The sequence below is a fragment of the Olivibacter sp. EAT-5 genome (genome assembly GCF_044784325.1).
GTDB lineage: Bacteria > Bacteroidota > Bacteroidia > Sphingobacteriales > Sphingobacteriaceae > Olivibacter > Olivibacter oleidegradans.
Window position 1 is genome coordinate 1,809,549 of sequence record NZ_CP173028.1, and the last position, 23,497, is coordinate 1,833,045.

Below are 23,497 nucleotides of genomic sequence, written 5' to 3' on the forward strand. Positions count from 1 at the left end.
TGAAGGTTTTAAGTTCTTTATTATAAGTATTTAAAATAAAAATTCAACAAATTTTTAAATGAGGGCGCAAGATACAATTTTTAACAATAAAAAAAGTATTTGCGATGGAGTATTGTCATAATCCATCACCTTCTTTTAAATTGTATACTCCCCTTGCCCCGTTTATTTTCCGGTGTTCAAAATTTTCATCAGCCTCGAAGAAGTTCCCTTCCAATATACTTCCATCAGGACTGGTGATGGTCAATGGCAGTTTATTGAAGAAAATCCGTTTATCGTTATCCCAAAAAAGTTCTTCCGATTTGAAGATCGTTCCATCAGCCATGGTAACAACCACGTTATGCCTCAATTCGACCAGGTTTTTCTTTTCAAAGTATAGACCATATTTAGAGGTGACTCTTCTCTCCTCTTTTTTGTTTTTATCATAAAAGATCAAAAGCACATCCTTTGGGAACTCGTAAAAGGGACTATCTACATTATGCTTAATCATTTTGCTGGAAATCAACTTAGCTTTTACGACCGCCGAATCACTGTAAATGACGGTAACACCATAAGAGACATCAATCGGTTCTTCAGCATTAATGTTCGCTATGCGCTCGACATCCTTCAGGTCATTTTCGCAAGAACACAAGAATAAGACAGCAAAAAACAACGAAACCATGGTTTGTTTAAAAACCATGGCTTGTCTTTTTTGGAACCTATAGATTAATTGATGAGTCACCAAATACATTTCATTTGCCCCATTCTCTTTGCTTAGTCGTATCGATACCGCTGGAACCAACGATCGTTCAACATAAAAGAAACGGTAAAATTAAAATACCTTTCCTTAACCAGGTTATTGGTTAGGGTTCCTCTTTGTCCGTATTCCGCTGTCAGGTTGATTTTGTAATAAGCTTGAATACCCGACTGTGCCCGGATGGGAAGCCCTAAGCCCAGACTAACGGCCATATCCTTTATGTCTTGCCCGTTTAGATTTAAATAGGTTTTATCATAGCGTAATCCGAAACGGTAATCAACCACGTTCCAGTAGCGAATAGAAGTAATATCAGGAGTCCATTGGCCTCCAAGGCTAGCCCCGTAACTGTCTTTGAATTTCGTTTGATCGTCCAGGACAGATCCATCTTTATAATCGGACCACTTAGCATAACGAAGATCAGCGCCTAGTAACCATTTATTAGCACGGTTAATACTGAAGCCAAAGCTATGGCGCATAGGGAGTGTTATCTTTTCTTCATTACCAAAATAAGAAGATACGGTATCCAAAACCGAATTGATCGTACCGTCAGATATATTGCTCGATATACGTGTTACAATTTCGGAAGCAGTAGAATTAAGCTTAGTGCCCAAACTGTTGGTATAGCCAAGTGTTAGGAGCGTTTTTTCATTCAAGGTGGTGTGATATTGAAGGCCTAAATCGTAATTAAAGCCGTTAATATCCCGTTTATTCTCAATTCTCGAATTAGTAGCTCCTAGTTGGTTAGGATATTCGATTCCACTAATATTATTTAGTTTTCCGAACAAATACGATACATTCGCTCCCACACTGAAGTATTTGCCGATCTGTACCCCGTATCCAATATAAGCTTTACTGAGACCGCCTTCACCCGCAAAAGCTCTGTTCGCCCGTGTTGTATCTCCGGAGCCGAATGACATAGGCGAGGCATAGTTATAGCCCATATCCGAAAAGGGCATAAGGCCAAAACTAAAGGCAGAACGCTGACTTAAAGGAATGGCAAAATTAATATGATTTAAAGCAAAATTTCCGCTTGCTTCACTGTTTCCTCCTTTTTCAAGGATGGTTCTGTTCATGTAAGCTCCGATATCAAACGTTGATAGGCGAATGCTGGAATAGGCGGCCGGATTGGCTACGTTAATATTGCTATAGCCTCCTAAACTACGCACCCCTGTTGACAGTCCACCCATTGCCCTGTATTGCGGTAATTGGTCGCCCCTTAAAGCGCCTAGCCCAAATGCCGAATAAGGTGAGCTGCTGTTCGATTGTGCACTAGCGGTTGCACTAACGCATATTCCAATGATATAAAGGTATTTCTTAATGTGTAATCTCATGCGGATCTACTGTTCATGAAGCTATATATGTCAATTCAAGACTGCAAAGCTATTTATTTTTTAGTTGTGAAGTGGGGTGTTTTTGTTAAAAAAGGTTAAAACAAACAGTTTTACTTGGTTAAAAAAGTTGAAAGTATAAAATGGCAATGACTAAAATAGCGTATACGCTTTCATAAAACCAACTGGTTTTCGCGAAATTAAAATAGTAGGCCATATAAATAGAGATAGGCGGTGCGCATATTAAAAAATGATATTGCGGTGCATCGGCTTTCAAATAATAAGAGAAAATCCCGAACAGAAACATAAAAAACAGCAGTTGAAAGGATTTTCTTACATGGACAATGCTTTTATAAAAGTTTTCTCTCAGGGTATTTAAAAAGAGAATCAAAACCAGGGCCAAGGGCATTAACACCCAATAATCATAAAGCTCAATATGAAATGATGTGGGAATTGGGTTGGTTAAAGGCTTCCAGATGGCGTAAAAATCATTAATGCGATCCTTCCAAAGATAAATGATGCCCAGTAAAAAGTAGATGGTTATAAAGCCAAGCAGTCCGGCAATCCATTCGCGCCAATCAAAAGGTCTGAAAATAATGAGTGCTATCCATAAAAGCAAGAACATGAGGATGAAAGGAAAATAGAATAAGGTTCCGAGCGCAACCAACATGCCTAAATCGTATAGGGTAGATTTTACTTCCGCACGATGATAGGTTTTCAGCAATTTATCGATCATCCAGATCAATAAAAAATTACAGATGAGTGTAGGAGTTAAAGCGAGAAAGGGCAGTAAAAGACTGGCGGTTGTTACGTACATTAACGCAGGCAAAAAAGTGGGTCTACCCAGTAAATTATGATTGTCGACGATCCGGTTTAATAACAGCGCTTGCGCAATGGTAATCACTAGGGTGAGGAGAATACTTGCTAAAGGCGTAAATGTTAAATCGTTTGCGTTTTTCACAAACGTCATAATAGCTTGCTCAAAAAGAATCGGATGGAACGATTCCGGCATGTGAATAAAAGCCCCTATACAAAGGAAGCAGGCGATGATTATTAAAAATAGAAGATTAGAGGGAGTAAATTTTCTAAATAAATTGATCATTACCTGTTTTGCTTTTTACCTATCTGTATAGAACTACAATATTAGTGTAATCAAAGTAAAAAGTAAAAAGTAAAAGTAAAAAGCTGTCACGTTAGAAGGATATCCGTTGAAAAAGGAGAGACAGACTTCAAGCATTGGGGATTCTTAACCTTCAGCTTTCAATAGCGCCAACAACTTGTTTACGTTCAGTTTTTCATTTAGGTCTTCACTTTCAAAAGGATCAATCTCCTCTGATGCAGTATTTGCCATTTCATCTTTGCTGTAACGGTAAATCTCCCACTTGCCTTTGTTGTATTCCAAGGCAGTCAGGTTCTCAACCCAGTCGCCGGAGTTTAAATAAGTCACCGTGCCATTTTCTGTTTCTATTTCCTTTATTTCCGGTTGGTGTATGTGGCCACAAACCACATATTGATATCCCTTTTCAATGGCTAGCTCGGCAGAGATCGTTTCGAAGTTGTTGATAAATTTAACAGCATCTTTAAAACTTGCTTTGATTTTCTTGGAAAAACTCATCTTTCCCCTGCCCATTTTAACTAAACACCAGTTTACAAAGCTGTTAAGCAAGATCAGTGAATCATAGCCAATGGCACCTAAGCGTGCTAGCCATTTTGAGTGCTGCATGGTTACATCAAAGATATCACCATGGAATATCCAGGCTTTGCCGTTTGATAACGGAAGTACCAATTTATTGCTAAGCTGCAGAGAGCCAAGATTGAAATCAGCAAATTTTCGAAGCATTTCATCGTGGTTGCCCGTCAGATAATGAACAGGGATACCTTCGGCCACAAATTTAAGCAGCTTACGGACCACTTTCATATGGCTTTCCGGCCAGTAACGTTTGCTAAATTGCCAGATATCAATGATATCGCCGTTTAATATGATTCTTTCAGGTTTAATGCTCTTGAGGTAATTTAGGAGCTCTTTAGCGTGACATCCGTAGGTCCCAAGATGAACATCTGAGATAACCACCAGCTCTATTGCACGTTTTGACATCAAAGTATAAACTTTGTATACAAAGTAACATTTATATTGTTAAGTTGCTGTTAATTAGTTGTTATATTTCGTTTGCATAGGCTCTTCGATATCAACTTTTTATGCCTGACGCTTCCAAATTCATATCCATTATTTCATTTAGCCGAAAAATTGGTTCCATAATCCGACCTTTTGGAATTGATGGCGCTGATTTGTCAAACTACTTTTGTGTTGTAAAAACAAATTAATAAGAATCATTAAGCAGCAATTTTTTTGGATAGAAAGACGCTATCAACTTCTTAGTAACAATAATGAGAAAAACTTACAATTAATTTTAAAAACATGAAAAAGGCAATTAAACTGAGTACATTTATATTAGCTGCATTAACTTTGCTTACATTTTCTGCTAAGGCGCAAGACCGCGAAGGCTTTCGTCTAAGCGTTGGACCGGAGTTTGGTTTACCGGTAGGAGATTTCGGAGATGCTTATGATTGGAGCGTGGGAGGTTCAATACAAGCTGAATACCCGATCCTGAAAAATGATTTATACGTAACCCTGAATGCAGGATTCAGTAATTTCTTTGCAAAAGATTTCAATGGCATTTCCGGCGAAGACTTACAATTGCTTCCTGTAAAAGCAGGCTTGAAATATTTTCCTGTCGGGAACTTTTATGTTCAAGGCGAGGCTGGGGTGTCTTTCTTAACAAACAAAGACGATATAGGCGCCACTAAATCTGCTACATTTGCCTATGCACCACAAGTAGGCTATCAATTCAATTTAGGTGGTAAAAGCTACTTGGATGCGGGTGTACGTTTTCAAGGTAATAGCAAATTTACAGACAATGGAAGTAGCAATAACTTCTTTGGTTTACGGATAGCTTATGGTTTCGGTTTGTAAGAACCCCTAGATGCTTAGTGATTTTTGTTTATTTTAAATTTGGCCTGTTTCCTTTTGGAAACAGGTTTTTTTTGCCTGTTTTTGACATTAAACCTATGTTAATATGATATTCAATTTACCTTGTTACGATAGGATATGCTTTGCTTTGCATGATCAAAAGGTAATATATGAGCAATTCCTTAAATAAATTAGTAATAACTGAGAAGAACGATCCTGCTTTCAATTCCGCAGTGGACAAAAACCCCCACTTTATTGTCATGCAGGCTAACCGAAATACCTTAACAAGTTTATCTAATTTTCATTTACATGAATACATGTCTCTTATTCTAAATCTTAGAGGAGAGGGAATAGTCAATATGGAAAATTATTCATTTAAGCTAGCCCCGGGGACGCTGTATCTTATTAAACTGACACCGGCAACAGTGTTTGAATCACTGACAGCCGATATCCAGAGCTATATTATTCTTTTTAAGAAGGATTTTATTATTAATGCAGTTTTTCAAGAGCCATTGATTGAAAATGTATTGGTGAATGGTTTTGATGAACCCGCTATATGCACGTTAACTAAGCCTAATTTTGCTACCATTCAGATAACTTTCAAGCGACTACATCAAGAATATCACAACGGTAAGTTGTTTCGCGACAAGATGTTGCGACTGCTGTTTATTGAACTTCTTCTGGAAACGAGTCGCGCCAGTACGCATGTTTCGGCCAAGGCACTGACTTTGCCTTCGCGGCAGCAGCAGCTGGTCAATAAATTTAAACGACTTATTGATGATCATTTCTTAACCAAAAGAACTGTTCAGGAGTACGCGGAGCACCTTTTCGTGACCGCAAAATATCTCAGTGAAGTGGTTAAAGAGTATACAGGAACAACGGCATTGTATATGATACACAGCAGGATCATGGAAGAGGCCAAATATTGGTTAACCACGTCAGACCTAAGTGTTAAAGAGATCGCCGGTAAACTTAATTTCGACACAAGCTCGCATTTTAGTCGTTTCTTTAAGCATATCGCCGGATATAATCCGACGGCGTTTCAGCAACTTTACAGTTTGCAATATGCGAGATAGCACGAGCGCAATTCGTTTCAAAGCTGTGAAGAGTCTGTAATGAAGGCTAACTAGGTCATTCGCTATCAATAAAAGGCAAATAATTCTTATCTTTGCACCTTAAAAAACATTAAACGCCGTTTGCAGCGGTATCAATGACATATGAAAGCATATCAAACCTTGCTGTATTATTGTTACAGCCCAATCGAAAACGCAGAAGAATTTGCCGAAAACCATCTAGCTTTTTGTAAGTCTTTAGGACTTGTCGGACGTATTATTGTGGCAAATGAAGGACTGAACGGAACAGTATCAGGTACACCGGAAGCATGTCAAGCGTATATGGATGCCGTGCATGCTGATCCTCGTTTTGCTAAGACAGATTTTAAAGTGGACGAGGTGGATGAACCTTCATTTGTTAAGATGCATTGTCGGTATAAACCGGAGATTGTGCATTCGGGATTGAGAGACCCGCATATAATTGATCCAACAAAGAAAACAGGTGTACATTTAGAACCCAAGGAGTTTCTTGAAATGAAGGATCGGGACGACGTAGTGGTATTAGATGTTCGGTCTGATTACGAACATAAAGTTGGCCATTTCAAAAACGCAGTACGTTTAGACATTGAAAACTTTAGGGAATTTCCGGAAAAGATTAAGGAACTTGCTAAGTATAAAGACAAGAAGATCCTTACCTATTGTACCGGCGGAATAAAATGCGAGAAAGCATCCGCTTTACTCTTGCATGAAGGTTTTGAACAAGTATACCAATTACATGGAGGGATTATAAAATACGGGAAGGAAGCTGGCGGAAAAGACTTTGAAGGGAAATGCTATGTTTTTGACAACCGTGTGGCGGTCGACGTGAACACCGTAAATCCCTCAGTCGTATCTACTTGCTTTAATTGTGGCACACAAACCACTAAGATGATCAATTGTGCCAATCCTGAATGCAATGAGCATTTTACCCAATGCGACGAATGCGGATGGAAGATGGATGGATGTTGTTCAGATGCGTGTAAAGCACACCCTAGAAAAAGAGAGTACGACGGAACGGGATATTATGTCAAAATTCCACAAACTGTCAATCTCAGCAAAAGAAAACATAAAAAATTTCCGGCAAAGACCTAATTTAGCCTGTATGCGCAACAATTGGTCATTTTCTTTTAGCCTATTAGTTCTGTTGCTTCTTAGCCTTTCGCTTAAACCGGCAATGGCGCAGCCAAGTAGGCCAAGAATCGGAGCGCCTGTTGCGAAACAAACAGTTGCTATGGGCGATGTCCATTTTGCCGGTGCGCCTCTTGTCCAAAATTTCAGTAAAACTTTCTACCAGGCGGGGAACCAGAACTGGTCGGCAAGCTACGGGCCCGACGGGCGAATGTATTTTGCCAATAGCGATGGTTTGCTTTCTTTTGACGGGCAGCATTGGGATCTAAATACCATGCCGCGCAAAATTTTGGTGAGAGGTGTTGCTGTTGGAAGGGAGGGGGAAATATATACCGGCGGATTTGGCCAATTTGGTGTATGGGAAAGAAATGCTTTCGGTTTGCTGGTATACCGCTCATTAAGTGATCAACTGACGGAAGCGGACAAGGTCAATGACGAAATTTGGAAGATTTATGTTGATGATGAGCAAGTGCTTTTTCAATCCTTTTCTGCCATCTATACCTACAAAAATGGAAAGTTAAGCGTATTAAAGACAAAAGACCCTTTTTTATTCTTATATCAAGTTAATGGACGTTATTTGGTAGAAATAATATCAAAAGGCTTGTTCGAGTTCAAAGACGGAAAGCTCGTAAAACTTTTAGATAAACAATTCTATGGAAATTCAATCATTCTTTCCATACTTCCTTTCACATCCAATGCCTTGCTTATTGGTACGGCCAAAAGTGGTTTGTTTATCTTTGAAAATGGAGATGCTCGGCCCTGGATCAACGAAGCAGACGTAGCGCTAAGACAATACCAACTCAATAATGGGCTGAAAGTACTTGGAAATCAATATGCTTTCGGGACCATTTTAAATGGCGTTTACATACTTGACCAAGCAGGGAAGCTCATTCAGCACATAAACAAAAGCAATGGCTTGCAAAATAATACCGTTTTAAGCTTACAGTCGGATGCGTTTCAAAATATATGGGTTGGTTTGGACAATGGAATCGATCGTATAGAAATCAATTCACCTATTTATTACTTTGACGATCGCGCGGGGATTTTAGGTACTGTTTACACCTCGAAAATCTACAAAGGCAAACTCTATATCGGGACTAATCAGGGACTCTATTACAGTAATTGGCCAGCCAACAATAATCGTTTCGATTTCCGACTAGTAGAAGGCTCACAAGGACAAGTTTGGGAGCTCTATACCCTAGGCGACGAATTGCTCTGCGGTCATAACAATGGAACTTTTCGGGTCGAAAACGAGCGGCCGCAGTGGCTATCAACGGTTACCGGAGGCTATACTTTACATACCTTACAAGGGAAGAGTGATAGCCTGATACAGGGAACCTATACGGGTTTAGCTCTTTTTAAGAAGAGTAATAATCGTTGGACTTTTGATCGGAAACTAGGGAACTTCAACGAACCTGTTCAATACCTCGAGCAGATAAGTAACAACCGATTCTGGGTAAGTGGATACAAAGGCCTGTATGCTGTCCAGCTAAATAATGAAGCTACCCTTGTTCGGCATCAAAAGAAATATACAGAGGATGATGGATTACCTCAAAGTCCGTATGTCAACGTATTTAGTATAGCCGGTAGAGTCGTTTTTGCAACGGACTCCGGGTTTTATTTACATGATGAGATAGCGGATCACTTTCATGCTTATACCCAACTGAATGAACGCTTGGGTACCTTTGCCAATGCAAACAAGGTAATGCCGGCTGCGGGTGGCAAATATTGGTTCATTCGTAAAGGACATTTGGCGTTGGTTGGTTTTGGTGATGGTGGCAAAGTCCATATTGATTCTACTGGTTTCACGGTGTTGAATAACCGTATGTTGAGTTTTTATGAAAATGTAAACTTGCTCACGCCAAACCTATCGTTAGTTAGTTTAGATGACGGTTTCGCGCTTTATAGAAAAGTCACCGGATCCCCGCAACAACAAATTGCCCCGCCAATTATCCAGAAGGTAGAAGATATTGCTGATAGTACAGCCAAACCAATCGCATTTTATCAATCGAGCGAAATTATTTTGGAAGCCAAACAAAATAATATACGTATTACTTTCGCGTTGCCCTATTTTTCTACTAATACCATTCAGTTTCAATATCAACTGGAGGGAAACTCAAAGAACTGGTCGGCCTGGAGCAGTATCACTCAGAAGGAGTTTACCAATCTTTCACCGGGTAAATACATCTTTAGGGTAAGAGCAAATGTAAATGGTTATGTAACGTCGGTCAGTGCACTTTCTTTTGAAATAAGTGCCCCTTGGTATAGAAGTAGCTTGGCCTGGATAGCCTATGCGTTGCTGTTTTTGCTGCTGCTTTACGGAGTTAGACGTTATTACTTATATAAGCTTAAAAGGCATCGCGAGGAAGTGCAGCAAAAAATGTTGCATGAGCAGGAGGAGCGGTTACAAAAAGAGATGTTTGAAAATGAGCAGCGACTTTTCAGGATGAAAAATAGTCAATTGGAAAAGGAGCTTGCGAGCAAAAATAGAGAATTGGCCAATTCAGCCATGAATATTGTCTATAAAAATGAGTTGCTGAATAATGTACATGATGAGTTGCTTCAATTGAAGGACGGAGATGGACGCAGGTTATCAAGTGATCAACTAAAAAGGATCAGCAAGATTATAGACGACGCTCGGAGCGATGAGCGCGATTGGAATCTCTTTGAAGAAAGTTTTAATGAAGCGCACGAGAATTTCTTTAAAAAGTTAAAAGCCAACTATCCCGAGTTGGTACCTAATGACCTAAAACTGTGTGCGTATTTGCGAATGAACATGTCAAGCAAGGAAATTGCTTCCTTACTTAATATCACCACTCGAGGAGTTGAAATCAGAAGATATCGATTACGGAAAAAATTAAACCTTGAGCACGACCAGAATCTTACCGAGTTTCTAATGGATGTGTAGTGACCCCTCTTGTTTTGGTATATCATTATAGACCCTATTAGATGTAAGGTAAAACACTACATCATTACCTCATCAAACACTTCGTGTATTAAGTACACACTTACCGATAAATATGAGAGGTGATGTATCAGATTATTTATTTGTTAATCAGCGTTTTAAAAAAATATAATCCAGAAATGAGCAAGTGGTTTTACGCTTGATGTATTGATGTAGAGTCTCTTTTTTTCCAAATTTTAAAACAATCGGGCAACTTTGTTTTGTTAACCACTAATGAGGGTGCGCTCACTTAGGAGAGTAAAACCCAACTATATTAAAGAGACAATTTATAACCAATCAAAAAAGCTATGAGGTACAGATTTACGTACTGCCTAATGGTTTTATTTATTTTTATCGCAGCGCCATCTTTCGCGCAGCAGGAAATAACCATTCAAGGTAAGGTAACAGATTCGCTCGATGGAACAGGGATTCCAGGCGTGAGTGTATTAATCAAAGGGACAGGTAAAGGGACCCAGACGGACGCCAATGGTAACTATAATGTCAAGGCACCGTCGAATGCCACCCTAACATTTAGTTTCATCAGTTATCGAAGACAGGAGATAGCCGTAAACAATCAAACCACCATTAATGTTACCTTGGCCAGTGAGAGCGAGGTATTGGATCAAGTGGTAGTTGTTGGTTACGGTACACAAAAGCGGAGCCAGATTGTCGGTTCAGTAAGCTCCGTTAAATCAGAAGAAATTACCAAACAGCCCGTGTTGACAGCGGCACAAGGCCTACAAGGAAAGGCATCAGGCGTACAGATTAACGCTTCGGGACAGCCTGGTTCGCAACCGCAAGTAAGAATCCGTGGGGTAGGATCAATTACAGGGAACCAAAATCCGATTTATGTGGTAGACGGTGTAATTACGGACGATATTACGAATATTAATAACTCGGATATCGCTTCCATTGAAGTGTTGAAAGATGCGTCTGCTCAAGCAATTTACGGTAGCAGGGCTGGTAATGGTGTGATATTGGTTACTACAAAAACCGGTCAAAGTGGTAAAATGCAAGTGAATGTAAATGCTTACGCTGGTTTTCGAAACATGACTAGCAAGGTAGATATGGCTGGTGGTAGAGATTATGCGATTTATACCAATGAAGCGATCATTAATGGGACACCCGTGGGAGAAGAACCTGAATTGTTATTCGATCCGAATAATTTGCCTAATCAAACCACTGACTGGATGGATGCCGTAACTCGCCAAGGGTTAGTCCACAATTATGACGTAAGCGTGAGTGGGTCGTCAGAAAAGACAACGTACTACTTTAGTGCAGGTTACTTTGGCGATCAAGGTATTCTAAAAGGATCAAAATATGATCGCTTTAACGCAAGGGTAAATAATGAGTATAAGTTAGCTCCAATTCTCTCTGTTGGTCATAATCTTACCGTAACCTACAGCAAGTCGAATAATATTCCCGGAAGTGTTTTTGCGTCAGCCTACCGGATGTCGCCTGCGGCCTCTATCTATAATGAAGACGGTAGTTATGGGTATCAACCAGGGTTAAATGTTGGAAACCCTGTAGCGACGATTAATTATACCAATGACTTTACCAATACGTTACGTTTGCAGGGAAATGGCTTTATCTCTTTAAAACCCGTGGAGGGTTTGACTTTACGAAGTGATTTTAATTTCGATAAGACAAATGGAGATGGTCTTCAATATGCTCCTGTGTACACCGTTTTCAGTGCGCAGCAAAATAATCGCTCGAGATTAAATGTATTGGATAACAACCGCTTCTATTACATTTGGAATAACCAAGCTACTTACAATAAAACTTTCGCGGAGAAGCACGAAGTTAACGCCACCGTAGGCTATTCCTTTGAAAGAGACCGTGCAACAAGGTCAAACGTTCAAGTATTAGATGTCCCTAATCAACGAAATCTATGGTATATCAGTCAAGGAGATGTATCGACAATTACTATTGATCCAAACAACAATATTAATGGCGGTGATTTGGTACGCCGCCAATCCATTTTTGGAAGATTAACATATACCTATGACGGTCGATACAACATTAGCGGTTCTTTGCGTAGAGACGGGTCAAGTTCATTCCCTGTCAATAATAAGTGGGGAACTTTTTACTCAATTGGTGGTTCGTGGAATATCGGTGAAGAGAACTTTATGAAGGATCAAGATTTATTTGATTATTTACGGCTAAGAGTTGGGTACGGTAAAGTTGGAAATGACATCAGTATTTCAGGGAATAACCTGGCAGCTTTATTAGGCGTTTCTCAAACAGGGTATTATCCTTTTGGTTTTCCTAATTTTGATCCGGTGCTTGGGATCAATTATAATCAAATACGGGATGCGGGCGCTTCGTGGGAAACGACAAAAGGAGTAGATGCTGGATTGGAGTTTGGTATCATCGATGGAAAGTTATCTGGAAGCTTTGGATATTACAATAAGTTGACCGACGCCTACGTTCCGGTAACAATTCCTTCGCTCTTCGGCGATGCAGACAGAGTTGTCTATACACAAGCAGCTCGTGTTCGGAACAGAGGATTTGAAGTTGCCTTGAATTGGGATAATCGGGTAAACGACGATTTCTCCTATCGATTTGGCGGAAATGTTACTTTCAATAAAAATATCGTCGACGAAGTTACTGGAAACCTAAGGTTACAGGGAGGAAGTCTTGGCAATGGACAAATTGTTACCATGACCCAAGTAGGCGAACCCGTGGGCAGCTTTTGGGTTTATGAAGTGACTGGCCATGATGATCAGGGGAACTTTACTTACCGAGACGTAAATGGAGACGGTACTATCGACGACAACGATCGTGTGTTTGTCGGGTCTTATCAACCAAAAGCTTATTTCGGATTCAATGCGGGTGTGAATTATAAACAGTTTGATCTGTCGTTTGATCTCTACGGAAACTTAGGAAACAAAATTTTCAATGGTAAACGCGCTGTACGATTTGGCAATGATGCGGTAGAACAAGAAGTCTTTGCTAATCGCTGGACACCGGAAAATCAGAACGCTTCTGGGCCTGCTGCATCCAATACTATTCCTCGGCCCTCTACATATTATGTCGAATCCGGTAATTTCTTGCGAGTAAACAACATTACATTAGGCTATACGTTTGACAATCAAAAATGGACATTCTTAAAAGATAGTAAGTTACGTGTGTTTGCAACTGCACAAAACCCGTTTGTATTCAAATCTTATAGCGGATTTACTCCCGAAATTGGAGGTGCAACCTCAGGAAATATTTCCGATGCTGATCGGCGTAATGCGGGCTCGGCAATTAATTCAGGTATCGAATTGGATGTATATCCAATTTATTCAACCTATATGTTTGGTTTAAATTTGACATTTTAAGATCATGAAGAAATTCATCCATCATATCAGTATACTAACTGTCCTTATTTTAGGTATAGTTGTATCCTCATGCAGTAAAGACTGGTTAAATCCCGCTCCCGAAAATCAGGTTTCGGGCGACGATTCAACATTTACTAATCCCCAGAATGCTCAACGCTTCGTCAATTCAGCTTATACCAACCTCCTTACTTGGGATCAAAGTTCCTTTGCTTGGATCGGCGTGACAAGTATTACTTCTGATGATGCAGACAAAGGAAGCTCGCCAGGTGATACCGGATCCGATAAAGACCAATTGGATAACTTCACTTTTAGCGCGTCAACTCCATCCTTTTATAGTATGTGGAGCAGCAACTATTTAGGTGTAAATTATTGTAACCGGGCTCTGGAAAATGTTCCACAATTTTCTATAGAGGAGGCTTTGAAAACTCGATATGCTGCAGAAGTACGTTTTCTGAGAGCATACTATTATTTTAACTTGGTAAGAATGTTTGGAAACGTCCCAAAAATAGACCGTGTTATAGATTACGAAAATGTCGAAGAACGTGAAACAGCATATACACAGTTACCAGCTGATTCAATTTATGCATTTATTAAGAGCGATTTAGAATTTGCGTTGAACAACTTGCCGAAGAACACCGAATATGCTGCGCAGGATTTGGGACGAGCTACCATGGGTGCGGCTGCAGGTCTGTTGGCAAAGGTGTCTATGTACAGGAAGGAATGGAATCGTGCTTATTCCTTGACGGATAGTATTATCAATGGGGCCGTGGGAGCTTATGGATTAGTAAACGATTATACTACTATTTGGAGAGAGTCGGGGGAAAACTCTTCCGAATCCTTATTCGAAATCCAAAGCAGTGGATTGAGAAATAGCAGTGTTCAACAATTTAGTCAAGTGCAAGGCATCAAAGAGGGAGCCTTTAATGTGCCTTCTTCACAAGTATTTCAAGGATGGGGGTTCAATACGCCTAGCGCTGATCTGTATAACGCTTATAGTGAAGGTGATGTGAGACGGGATGCGACAATCATCAGTGTAGGGAATACACTTTTTGACGGAGTGCGCGTAATATCGGCATTTAATCCAAGATATAACTACAAAGCTTATCAAAGCATTTTAAAGGAAACGTATGGAGGTAGTACTGATTACTCGAATGTGAACATTCGGATTCTCCGTATGGGCGAAATATACCTTATCCGGGCCGAAGCGGCTAATGAGTTAGGCAATACTTCTGTAGCGTTATCTTCGGTAAACGCGATTAGAGCGAGAGCAAGGGGAAACAACCCAAATGCAGTACCTGATATCCAAGCCGCAGGTCAAGATGAACTTCGTCGGTTAATCTGGAATGAAAGACGGCTCGAAATGGCGATGGAATTTGACCGTTTTTTCGACTTGGTTCGCACCGGTCAAGCAGGAGCTATTTTGAGGGCGCAAGGTAAGCAGTTTGTGGATGGCAAGCATGAGCTATTTCCAATTCCTCAAAACGAGATCATTGCTAGTGAAAATAGATTGCGGCAAAATCCAGGCTATTAATTCGACAACTTGCAAATCTGGAAGTCTTACCTTCCAGATTTGTTGATACCTTCCTTCAGATACAAACGAACCTGTCTGAGTTACTACACCAAAAAAATGTGTAATAGCTTGGGCGGGCTTCATCACCAAAAACAAACATCAATGAAAGTTTCTTCTTACGTATTATTATTAACAATTCTGTCTCTTTCCTTTTCCTGCTCTCAGTCGCCCTCTAATAAAGAAGCGCAACAATCAGAAGAAAAGACGGATACGCTTTCCAACGACTCCTTACTGACGATTGTACAACAACAAACCTTTCAATATTTCTGGGAGGGTGCTGAAAAAACGTCTGGCTTAGCCCGCGAACGTATTCATCTAGACGGTGTGTATCCGGAGAATGATCAAGATGTGGTAACCATTGGTGGGGGTGGTTTCGGTGTTATGAATATTTTGGTTGGAATGGAACGTGGTTTTATTACGCGTCAAGCCGGAGTACAAAGACTAGAGCAAATTGTTAATTATCTGGAGAAAGCAGATCGTTTTCATGGTGCGTGGCCTCATTGGTTGCATGGCCCTACCGGTAAAGTAAAACCCTTTGGCCAAAAAGATAATGGCGGCGATTTGGTAGAGACAGCCTTTATGGCGCAAAGCCTCCTATGCGTACGACAGTATTTGGCGGGGGGCAATGAGCAGGAGAAAGCGGTTGCGGACAAAGCGGATCAATTGTGGAAGGAAATCGATTGGAGTTGGTATCGTAAAGGCGGGCAGAATGTATTATACTGGCATTGGAGCCCCGAGTATGGTTGGGAAATGAATTTTCCGGTAACGGGCTATAACGAATGCCTGATTATGTATGTGCTGGCAGCTGCCTCTCCTACGCACAGCGTACCTGCCGCGGTATACCACGAAGGTTGGGCAAAGAGTGGAAAAATTAAAACCGATGCGGAACAGTACGGACATAAAATCGTTTTGGACTTTAATGGACATAAAGGAACCGTTGGACCTATGTTCTGGGCTCATTATTCTTACTTGGGATTAGATCCGAGAGGATTGAAAGACCAATACGCGGATTATTGGGAACTCAATAAGAATCAAACACTCATTCAACGCGAATATTGCATCGAGAATCCCAAACATTTTAAAGGCTACGGCGCCAATGCTTGGGGTTTAACTGCGAGCTATTCGGTAAAAGGTTATGCCGGGCATAGCCCCAAAGAGGATTTAGGTGTAATCAGTCCGACGGCAGCCTTGTCTTCTTATCCTTATACGCCTGAATATAGTATGCAGGTCATCCGCTATCTTTATGATCAATTAGGCAGTAAAGTATGGGGAAAATATGGATTTTATGATGCCTACAGCGAAACCGATAACTGGTTTCCCCAACGTTATTTAGCAATTGACCAGGGGCCTATTCCGGTAATGATTGAAAATGAACGGAGTGGATTGCTTTGGAATTTATTTATGAGTGCTCCGGAAGTAAAGGAGGGATTAAAGAAATTAGGTTTTTCAAGTAGTCAACATACTTTATAGTTATGAATTATCAGTTGTTAGCCACCAGAGGTGTTACCCATTGGCCGATTATTAGAAGGGCAGTTTTCGTTTTTTTAGTATTCGGATTAAACCTCCAGGTACATGCGCAACATCAGCAGACCTATTGTAACCCGCTCAATCTGGATTATACTTATATGATCTACAATGCCCATAACGATATTTCTTACCGTTCGGGCGCTGATCCCGCTGTTGTAAAATTCCGGGGAGAATATTATATGTTCGTTACACGGTCAATGGGTTATTGGCATTCTACCGACTTAACAAACTGGAATTTTATTACACCGGAAAAATGGTACTTCCAAGGCTCTAACGCTCCGGCAGCACACAATTATAAAGATTCTGTACTTTACGTGACCGGGGATCCTTCGGGCTCTATGAGCATTCTTTATACAGATAATCCAAAAAAAGGAGATTGGAAAGCGGTTCCTGCTATTCTAAATGATTTGCAAGATCCGGATCTTTTTATAGATGATGACGGCCAGGCTTACATGTTTTGGGGATCTTCTAATAAATTTCCGATCAGAGCGAAAACGCTGGATCGGTATAAGCGGTTCAGGCCTTCAGAGAAAACTTATGAGCTATTTAATTTAGATCCGGACAGACACGGATGGGAGCGCTTTGGCGAAAATCATCAAGATACGGTTCTCGGAGGCTATATCGAAGGCCCTTGGCTAACCAAATATGGTAACAGGTATTATATGCAGTATGCTGCACCGGGTACGGAGTTTAATGTCTATGGTGATGGCGTTTATGTCAGTGATCACCCGCTCGGCCCCTATCGTTACGCGCCAAATAACCCCGTCGCCTATAAACCGGGAGGCTTTGCCAATGGCGCCGGACATGGTAGTACGGTGTTAGGATCAGGAAATCAATATTGGCATTTTGGCTCGATGGCCGTTTCAGTCAATGTGGGATGGGAGAGGCGCATCTGTATGTTTCCGACCTATTTTGATCGAGATGGTTTGATGTACGCTAATACGCGGTTTGGTGATTATCCGCACTATGCATCGGGAAGCCCGAAGCAAGGTGAATTTACGGAATGGATGTTATTATCCTATCGTAAACCTGTTTCCGTTTCATCAACTGCGGGGGAGTTCTATGCACAACATATCGTAGATGAAAGTATAAAAACTTTCTGGCTTGCGGCAGCGAATGATGATAAACAATGGGTGCAGATCGACCTCTTGAAGCCGGCAGCGGTACATGCTATACAAATCAACTACCATGATTATAAATCGGATATGTATGGACGTATTCCGGGCCTTAAGCATCAATATATCCTAGAAGGGTCATTGGATGGAAAGAATTGGAAAGTGATTGTTGACAAACGGAATAGCCTACAGGATGTGCCGAATGAATATGTTTCTTTAGCTTCTCCGGAACGTATTCGATATGTCCGTTATAAAAATATACACGTGCCGACTCCTCACCTCGCTATTTCCGGAATACGTGTTTTTGGCAAAGGTGAAGGGAAAAAACCTGCTAGGGTCAACAACTTCCAAGTAGAGAGGCATCAAGATAAAAGGGATGTTACCATAACATGGAATCAACAGAAAACCGCGCAAGGCTATAATGTCTTATGGGGTATTGCACCAGATAAACTATATAGCGCATGGATGGTATATGATAACAATAAACTGGATATGAAGAGCTTGACGACTGATCAAACTTATTATTTTGCCATCGAAGCTTTTAATGAAAATGGTGTATCTGAAAGAACGAAGGTACAGGAAGTGAAATAAAGCGATTAGCTTTTAGGTATTAGCTATTAGCTAACATCTAAGACCTAACAACTAGTAAAACATGAACAAACTAATCATACCAAGCATGGCGATTGCGCTGATGATGGCAGTACCATGTACGACACAAGCACAGCGAAAGGTGGATAAGAAACCCACATTGGCGATCAAGCCGACAGATAAAAGCAAGATGAAGGCTTTTATTGATGAATTGATGGCCAAGATGACCGTTGACGAAAAGATTGGCCAGTTAAATTTGCCCACCGGAGGAGAAGCAACTACGGGATCAGCGGTAAGTACTGATCTGGAAAGCAAAATCAAAGCGGGTCAAGTGGGAGGTGTATTTAGCTTAACTACGCCTGATCGCGTAAGGAAAACACAGGAATTGGCTGTCAATCACAGTAGACTGAAAATCCCCTTAATATTCGGACAGGATGTGATACATGGTTATAAAACACTTTTTCCAATCCCCTTGGGGCTTTCGGCGACTTGGGATTTGGCCTTAATTGAAAAGACAGCACGCATTGCCGCAACGGAAGCGAGCGCCGATGGCTTAAATTGGGCTTATTCCCCGATGGTAGATATTTCACGTGATCCGCGGTGGGGGCGTATTTCCGAAGGGAGCGGCGAGGACACGTATCTAGGTTCGCAAATCGCTGCCGCCATGGTGCGTGGCTTACAGGGCAACGATCTGGCAGCGAATAATACTTTGATGGCTTGTGTAAAACACTTTGCCCTATACGGTGCCGCTGAAGCTGGGCGCGACTATAATACAACGGATATGAGTTTGCATCGTATGTATAACGATTATCTTCCACCCTATAAGGCTGCAGTGGACGCAGGGGCGGGCAGCATTATGACGTCTTTTAATGATATCAACGGCGTACCTGCTACCGCTAACCACTGGTTATTAACCGATGTGCTACGGAAACAATGGGGATTTAAAGGGATGGTCGCTACCGACTACACTGCGATCAATGAATTGATTGATCATGGTTTGGGCGATCTGCAACAGGTTTCCGCTTTATCCCTTAAGGCCGGTGTTGATATGGATATGGTAGGGGAAGGCTTTTTAACGACCTTGAAGAAGTCGTTACAAGAAGGAAAAGTCAGCGAGGCCGATATTGATCGTGCTTGTAGAAATGTATTGGAAGCCAAGTATAAACTAGGGCTTTTTGATGATCCGTATAAATATTGCAGTGAGGAACGTGCAAAGAAAGAGATCCTAGCAAAGGAACATTTAGATTTTGCACGTGAAGTAGCGGCACAATCTTTTGTGTTGTTAAAAAACGAAAATAATGTCTTGCCATTGAAAAAATCCGGGACTGTAGCTTTAATCGGTCCACTGGCCAATACCGGAAGCAATATGCCCGGAACGTGGAGCGTCAATGCGGATTTAAAGAATACACAGTCATTACTGGAAGGTATGCAGGAAGTGCTAGGGTCGAACGTGAAAATACTGCATAGCCTGGGATCAAACTTATTGGAAGATGCCGCTTATCAAGAACGGGCTACGATGTTTGGTCGGGAAATTTCCCGAGATAATCGCTCGGAAGAAGCTTTGATACAAGAGGCGGTAAAGACAGCGCAACAGGCGGATGTGGTGGTGGCCGCATTGGGAGAAAGTTCGGAAATGAGCGGAGAAAGTTCGAGTCGTACGGACCTGAATATCCCTGCCGTGCAACAGCGCTTACTCGCCGCTTTATTGAAAACAGGAAAGCCGGTGGTATTGGTGGTTTTTGCCGGTCGACCGCTTACACTCACTTGGGAGCAGGCCCATGTACCCGCTATTTTGAATGTATGGTTCGGTGGTACGCAAGCTGCTAAAGCCATTACCGACGTGTTGTTTGGTAATGTCAACCCTTCCGGTAAGATCACAGCCACTTTTCCTAAAAATGTAGGACAAATACCAATTTATTATAGCCATAAAAACACCGGTAGACCGCTAGCGGAGGGAAAATGGTTCCAAAAGTTCCGCTCCAATTACTTAGACGTGGATAATGAACCGCTCTACCCTTTTGGTTACGGTTTAAGTTATACCTCATTTGCTTATAGCGATATCAAATTAAGCAAGAACGCGTTCAGTGCGGGAGATTCCTTAGCGGTATCGGTTACGGTGACCAATACAGGGAAGATGGCCGGTAAAGAAGTGGTGCAATTATATACGCAGGACTTGGTTGGCAGTATAACCCGTCCGGTTAAAGAACTTAAAGCGTTTCAAAAAATTGAACTAAAGGCAGGCGAGAGCAAACAGGTGGTTTTCCATCTTTCTGCAGAAGATCTGAAGTTTTATAGTGCCGACTTGCAGTATGTAGCAGAACCGGGTGATTTCAAAGTTTTTGTGGGGGGCAATTCGCGCGATGTGAAAGAGGCTCAGTTTAAGTTGCAGTAAAGTCAGTTTATTATTAGCTAATTAGCCAATGTGATCATTAGCCGATTAGCTAATACTATCGATTAGGTATGCTGGCGAGCGAATTGATCGCACGAACTTAGCATTACCTGTCTCATGCAAAGTTACTGCTACTTGCAATCGTCGTATATATAGCATTGATAATTCACGCTTCATAATTCCTGCCTACCGGCAGGCATCACTACAAAACACCGTTCATCACCAACAAACTACAACTTATAAGACCTGTAGCTTTTTCAAATCCTATTCCGTTATGTAGGTTGTGTAAAGAAAGATAAACTAAACAAAAAGGAATATGAAAACGAAAAATTACTTTGTCCTCTTGATAATGTTGTTTGTGGGAGGATTAACTTTTAGTGCGTGTAGTAACGATGATGACGGTTATACCTACTTACCTCAGTCGGCTGTACAGTTCGTGAATGCTTATCCTTATGAGGAGGCATTGGGCTTTAAAATGGACGGATATACAGTGAATCGACAAGGGAAAGTTGATTATGGCATGTATTTACGATATCAACCCTTTGGTGTAGGAACTGGAAAATTTAGCGCAGGCATCTCCGGAACAGATGAATCCATAGTTGATAGTACGATTACACTTAAAGATAGCACTAGTTATACTTCTATCGTATATGGCACAGAGGAGGTAGCAACCAGCATATTGGTAGAGGACAAGAGGCCAAGTGATTTTGATCAAGGAAAGGCTTACGTTCGTTTCTTCAATGTAGCAGATAATACAGTTGCTATGGATGTTAATTTAATCAACGCTAGCCAAACCACTGAAGTTTTTACCAATAGAGGATATGATAATCAAACAAGTGCTACCGCCAATCAAGGTTTCATAGCCGTTTCCGCGGGAATATATACAATTCAGTTTACAGATGTAAACGGAACAGAGTTAGCTAAGCGAAATGAAACAGCTGATCTGAAACAAGGTGGATTTTATACCATTATTGCTAGAGGGATAAAAGATAATACCTCTACCACGTTGGCTGTAGGGTTGGTGTCCCATTAGTTTTATCAATTAAACAAAGCATACAACCACTCGCCGAGCAAATAACCAAAGCGAAGCGATAGGGCAATGATTAATAAAATAAAAGCCAATCCAAATGCATATTTGTAGATTGGCTTTTTTAGTTCTTCTTTTAATCTGTCTGTGAATTGATTGGCCATCGCCGCTCTCCCATAATCTTAACGTTTATCCACACTATATTTTCCGGGTCCTACTAAAGCCAAACCTATAAAGACAAATAAGAGCTCTATTGGATGTCCGGCCGGCATAAAGCCTTCGGTCTTGTAATGATGCAGCGCGGCTACCAGCATGACGAAAGCCAGTAACAAAGCAGCTGGTCTAAAAGCTAGACCTATGATTAATAGAAAACCGCCTAAGGTTTCCGTGATCGCTGCAAGAAAACCCCAAAACGTATAACCAAAAGTAATGCCAACATGGTTCATCGAAGTGCCTACACCCCTCCACATTTCGGGGCCACCCATAATTTTTGGATATCCATAGGTAATAAACATAGCGCCTAGCGCCAAACGGATAATCAATAATCCCGTGTTTTTGTAATTTCCAAGAGTCGAAAGTATTGCCATTTTTTTAAGTAAAAATTCAAAATTCAAAATTCAAAAAGCTGGCAACTCGCAACTAGCAACTATACCTCCAAGCCTTACACCTTATCCCCTTACACCTATTGCCTGTTGCCTACTGCCTACTGCCTATAGCCTATAGCCTACTGCTCATCTATATAAGCCAAACATACATGGTGCTCATTGACACTTAAACTAGCTTGCGCACCAAAAATTAAGGTGTAGTTATTATCAATATGTCCTGCCGGAAAGTCAAAGGCAACCGGATAACCGTATTCGCCTACGATTTCCAAAATCAGCTCTTCTAGCGTGATCCCAAAGGGTACTTTATTATCTTTTAAGTTGGTGAAGCCACCTACCAAAAGACCTTTCAAATTTTTTAGTTTTCCTGCTCGTTTCAAAGTCCACAACATTCGGTCGATGGAATAATAGAACTCTCCCACATCTTCAATAAACAAAATTTTTCCATCATAGTCCATGTCCGAAACCGAGCCCAGTACGTTAACCAATAGAGCCAAGTTACCTCCAATCACGACGCCTTCACCTTCACCCGGGATATTCGTATGTTCACTTTGATATTCGTATAACGGCATTTCACCAAAAAGCGTATCCTTTAAGCTGAGCAATGATTCCTTGGTAGCATCAGGAATGGTAATAGGCATTTGCCCATGTATGGTTGGGATTCCAAAATTTCTGTGAATATGGCTATGAATAACAGTCACATCACTGAATCCGATAATCCATTTGGGCTTTGCGGCAAAATGTGAGAAATTCACTAAATCAATCATCCGCACACAGCCATAGCCACCTCTCGCTGCAAAGACAGCTTTTATTTCGTCGTTATCGAGCATGGATTGGAAGTCCTGTGCCCGCAGTTCATCGCTGCCCGCATACTGCCGGTAGCTGCTGTGAACGGTTTTACCGACCACAACGTCAAGATCCCACGATTTTAAGAGCGCTATAGCGTCTTCCAAATCATTATCTACCTTCCATGCCGGGCATACAATACCCACCTTGTCACCTTTTTTTAAATAAGGAGGTGTTTTCTTCATATCTGTTTATTATGAAGTGCAAATTGATGTATCTTTGCCGAATTAACAAATCATTTTTGAAAAAAGCGCTCGCGTTATAAGTGATAAGTTGTAAGTAATAAGTACTATCTACTGCTTAAAACGTACAACT

16 protein-coding genes are annotated in these 23,497 nt (G+C 41.1%); 10 read left to right on the plus strand and 6 right to left on the minus strand.

Annotated elements, in window-relative coordinates; all coding sequences use genetic code 11:
• Nucleotides 1–115 precede the first annotated feature (115 nt).
• The 4 genes from lptC to ACH11B_RS07375 all read right to left on the minus strand — a co-directional run bounded on the left by lptC (nt 116) and on the right by ACH11B_RS07375 (nt 4,156).
• The gene (gene lptC, locus ACH11B_RS07360; protein ID WP_013664702.1) at nt 116–676 is read right to left on the minus strand and encodes an LPS export ABC transporter periplasmic protein LptC; all 561 of its coding nucleotides are present in this window, start codon (nt 674–676) and stop codon (nt 116–118) included.
• A 74-nt stretch (nt 677–750) separates the two neighbouring features.
• Nucleotides 751–2,064, minus strand: a complete 1,314-nt coding sequence (locus tag ACH11B_RS07365; protein WP_013664703.1) for a hypothetical protein — start codon at nt 2,062–2,064, stop codon at nt 751–753.
• A 118-nt stretch (nt 2,065–2,182) separates the two neighbouring features.
• Entirely contained in the window at nt 2,183–3,163 is a 981-nt protein-coding gene (locus ACH11B_RS07370; protein ID WP_013664704.1) for a DUF6427 family protein, read from the minus strand.
• 144 nt (nt 3,164–3,307) lie between these two features.
• A complete protein-coding gene (locus ACH11B_RS07375) occupies nt 3,308–4,156 on the minus strand; it encodes a UDP-2,3-diacylglucosamine diphosphatase (RefSeq protein WP_013664705.1) in 849 nt (282 codons plus the stop codon).
• Between the two features lie 321 nt (nt 4,157–4,477).
• Here ACH11B_RS07375 and ACH11B_RS07380 point away from each other — a divergent pair, with 321 nt between their 5' ends.
• From ACH11B_RS07380 to ACH11B_RS07425, 10 genes are all read left to right on the plus strand, one after another.
• Entirely contained in the window at nt 4,478–5,032 is a 555-nt protein-coding gene (locus ACH11B_RS07380) for an outer membrane beta-barrel protein (RefSeq protein WP_130854570.1), read from the plus strand.
• 167 nt (nt 5,033–5,199) lie between these two features.
• Nucleotides 5,200–6,105 carry a helix-turn-helix domain-containing protein gene (locus ACH11B_RS07385; protein ID WP_377613176.1) on the plus strand — a complete coding sequence of 302 codons (906 nt, stop codon included), beginning with the start codon at nt 5,200–5,202 and terminating at the stop codon, nt 6,103–6,105.
• A 141-nt stretch (nt 6,106–6,246) separates the two neighbouring features.
• A complete protein-coding gene (locus ACH11B_RS07390) occupies nt 6,247–7,212 on the plus strand; it encodes a rhodanese-related sulfurtransferase (RefSeq protein ID WP_013664708.1) in 966 nt (321 codons plus the stop codon).
• Between the two features lie 139 nt (nt 7,213–7,351).
• Entirely contained in the window at nt 7,352–10,156 is a 2,805-nt protein-coding gene (locus ACH11B_RS07395; RefSeq protein ID WP_377613359.1) for a triple tyrosine motif-containing protein, read from the plus strand.
• Nucleotides 10,157–10,500: 344 nt separating this feature from the next.
• Nucleotides 10,501–13,518, plus strand: a complete 3,018-nt coding sequence (locus ACH11B_RS07400; RefSeq protein ID WP_377613177.1) for a SusC/RagA family TonB-linked outer membrane protein — start codon at nt 10,501–10,503, stop codon at nt 13,516–13,518.
• Nucleotides 13,519–13,522: 4 nt separating this feature from the next.
• Entirely contained in the window at nt 13,523–15,049 is a 1,527-nt protein-coding gene (locus ACH11B_RS07405; protein WP_130854567.1) for a RagB/SusD family nutrient uptake outer membrane protein, read from the plus strand.
• Nucleotides 15,050–15,190: 141 nt separating this feature from the next.
• Nucleotides 15,191–16,558 carry a glucoamylase family protein gene (locus ACH11B_RS07410; protein WP_377613178.1) on the plus strand — a complete coding sequence of 456 codons (1,368 nt, stop codon included), beginning with the start codon at nt 15,191–15,193 and terminating at the stop codon, nt 16,556–16,558.
• Between the two features lie 2 nt (nt 16,559–16,560).
• On the plus strand, nt 16,561–18,321 hold the full coding sequence (locus ACH11B_RS07415) for a family 43 glycosylhydrolase (protein ID WP_377613179.1): 1,761 nt from the start codon (nt 16,561–16,563) through the stop codon (nt 18,319–18,321).
• 61 nt (nt 18,322–18,382) lie between these two features.
• Nucleotides 18,383–20,710 (plus strand): beta-glucosidase BglX, encoded by a 2,328-nt coding sequence (gene bglX / locus ACH11B_RS07420; RefSeq protein ID WP_377613180.1) that lies wholly within the window; start codon nt 18,383–18,385, stop codon nt 20,708–20,710.
• A 313-nt stretch (nt 20,711–21,023) separates the two neighbouring features.
• Nucleotides 21,024–21,740 carry a DUF4397 domain-containing protein gene (locus ACH11B_RS07425; protein WP_377613181.1) on the plus strand — a complete coding sequence of 239 codons (717 nt, stop codon included), beginning with the start codon at nt 21,024–21,026 and terminating at the stop codon, nt 21,738–21,740.
• A gap of 176 nt (nt 21,741–21,916) precedes the next feature.
• Here ACH11B_RS07425 and ACH11B_RS07430 read toward each other — a convergent pair whose 3' ends face one another.
• On the minus strand, nt 21,917–22,321 hold the full coding sequence (locus ACH11B_RS07430) for a DoxX family protein (protein ID WP_377613182.1): 405 nt from the start codon (nt 22,319–22,321) through the stop codon (nt 21,917–21,919).
• A 137-nt stretch (nt 22,322–22,458) separates the two neighbouring features.
• The gene (locus ACH11B_RS07435) at nt 22,459–23,367 is read right to left on the minus strand and encodes an LD-carboxypeptidase (protein ID WP_013664717.1); all 909 of its coding nucleotides are present in this window, start codon (nt 23,365–23,367) and stop codon (nt 22,459–22,461) included.
• Between the last annotated feature and the right edge of the window lie 130 nt (nt 23,368–23,497).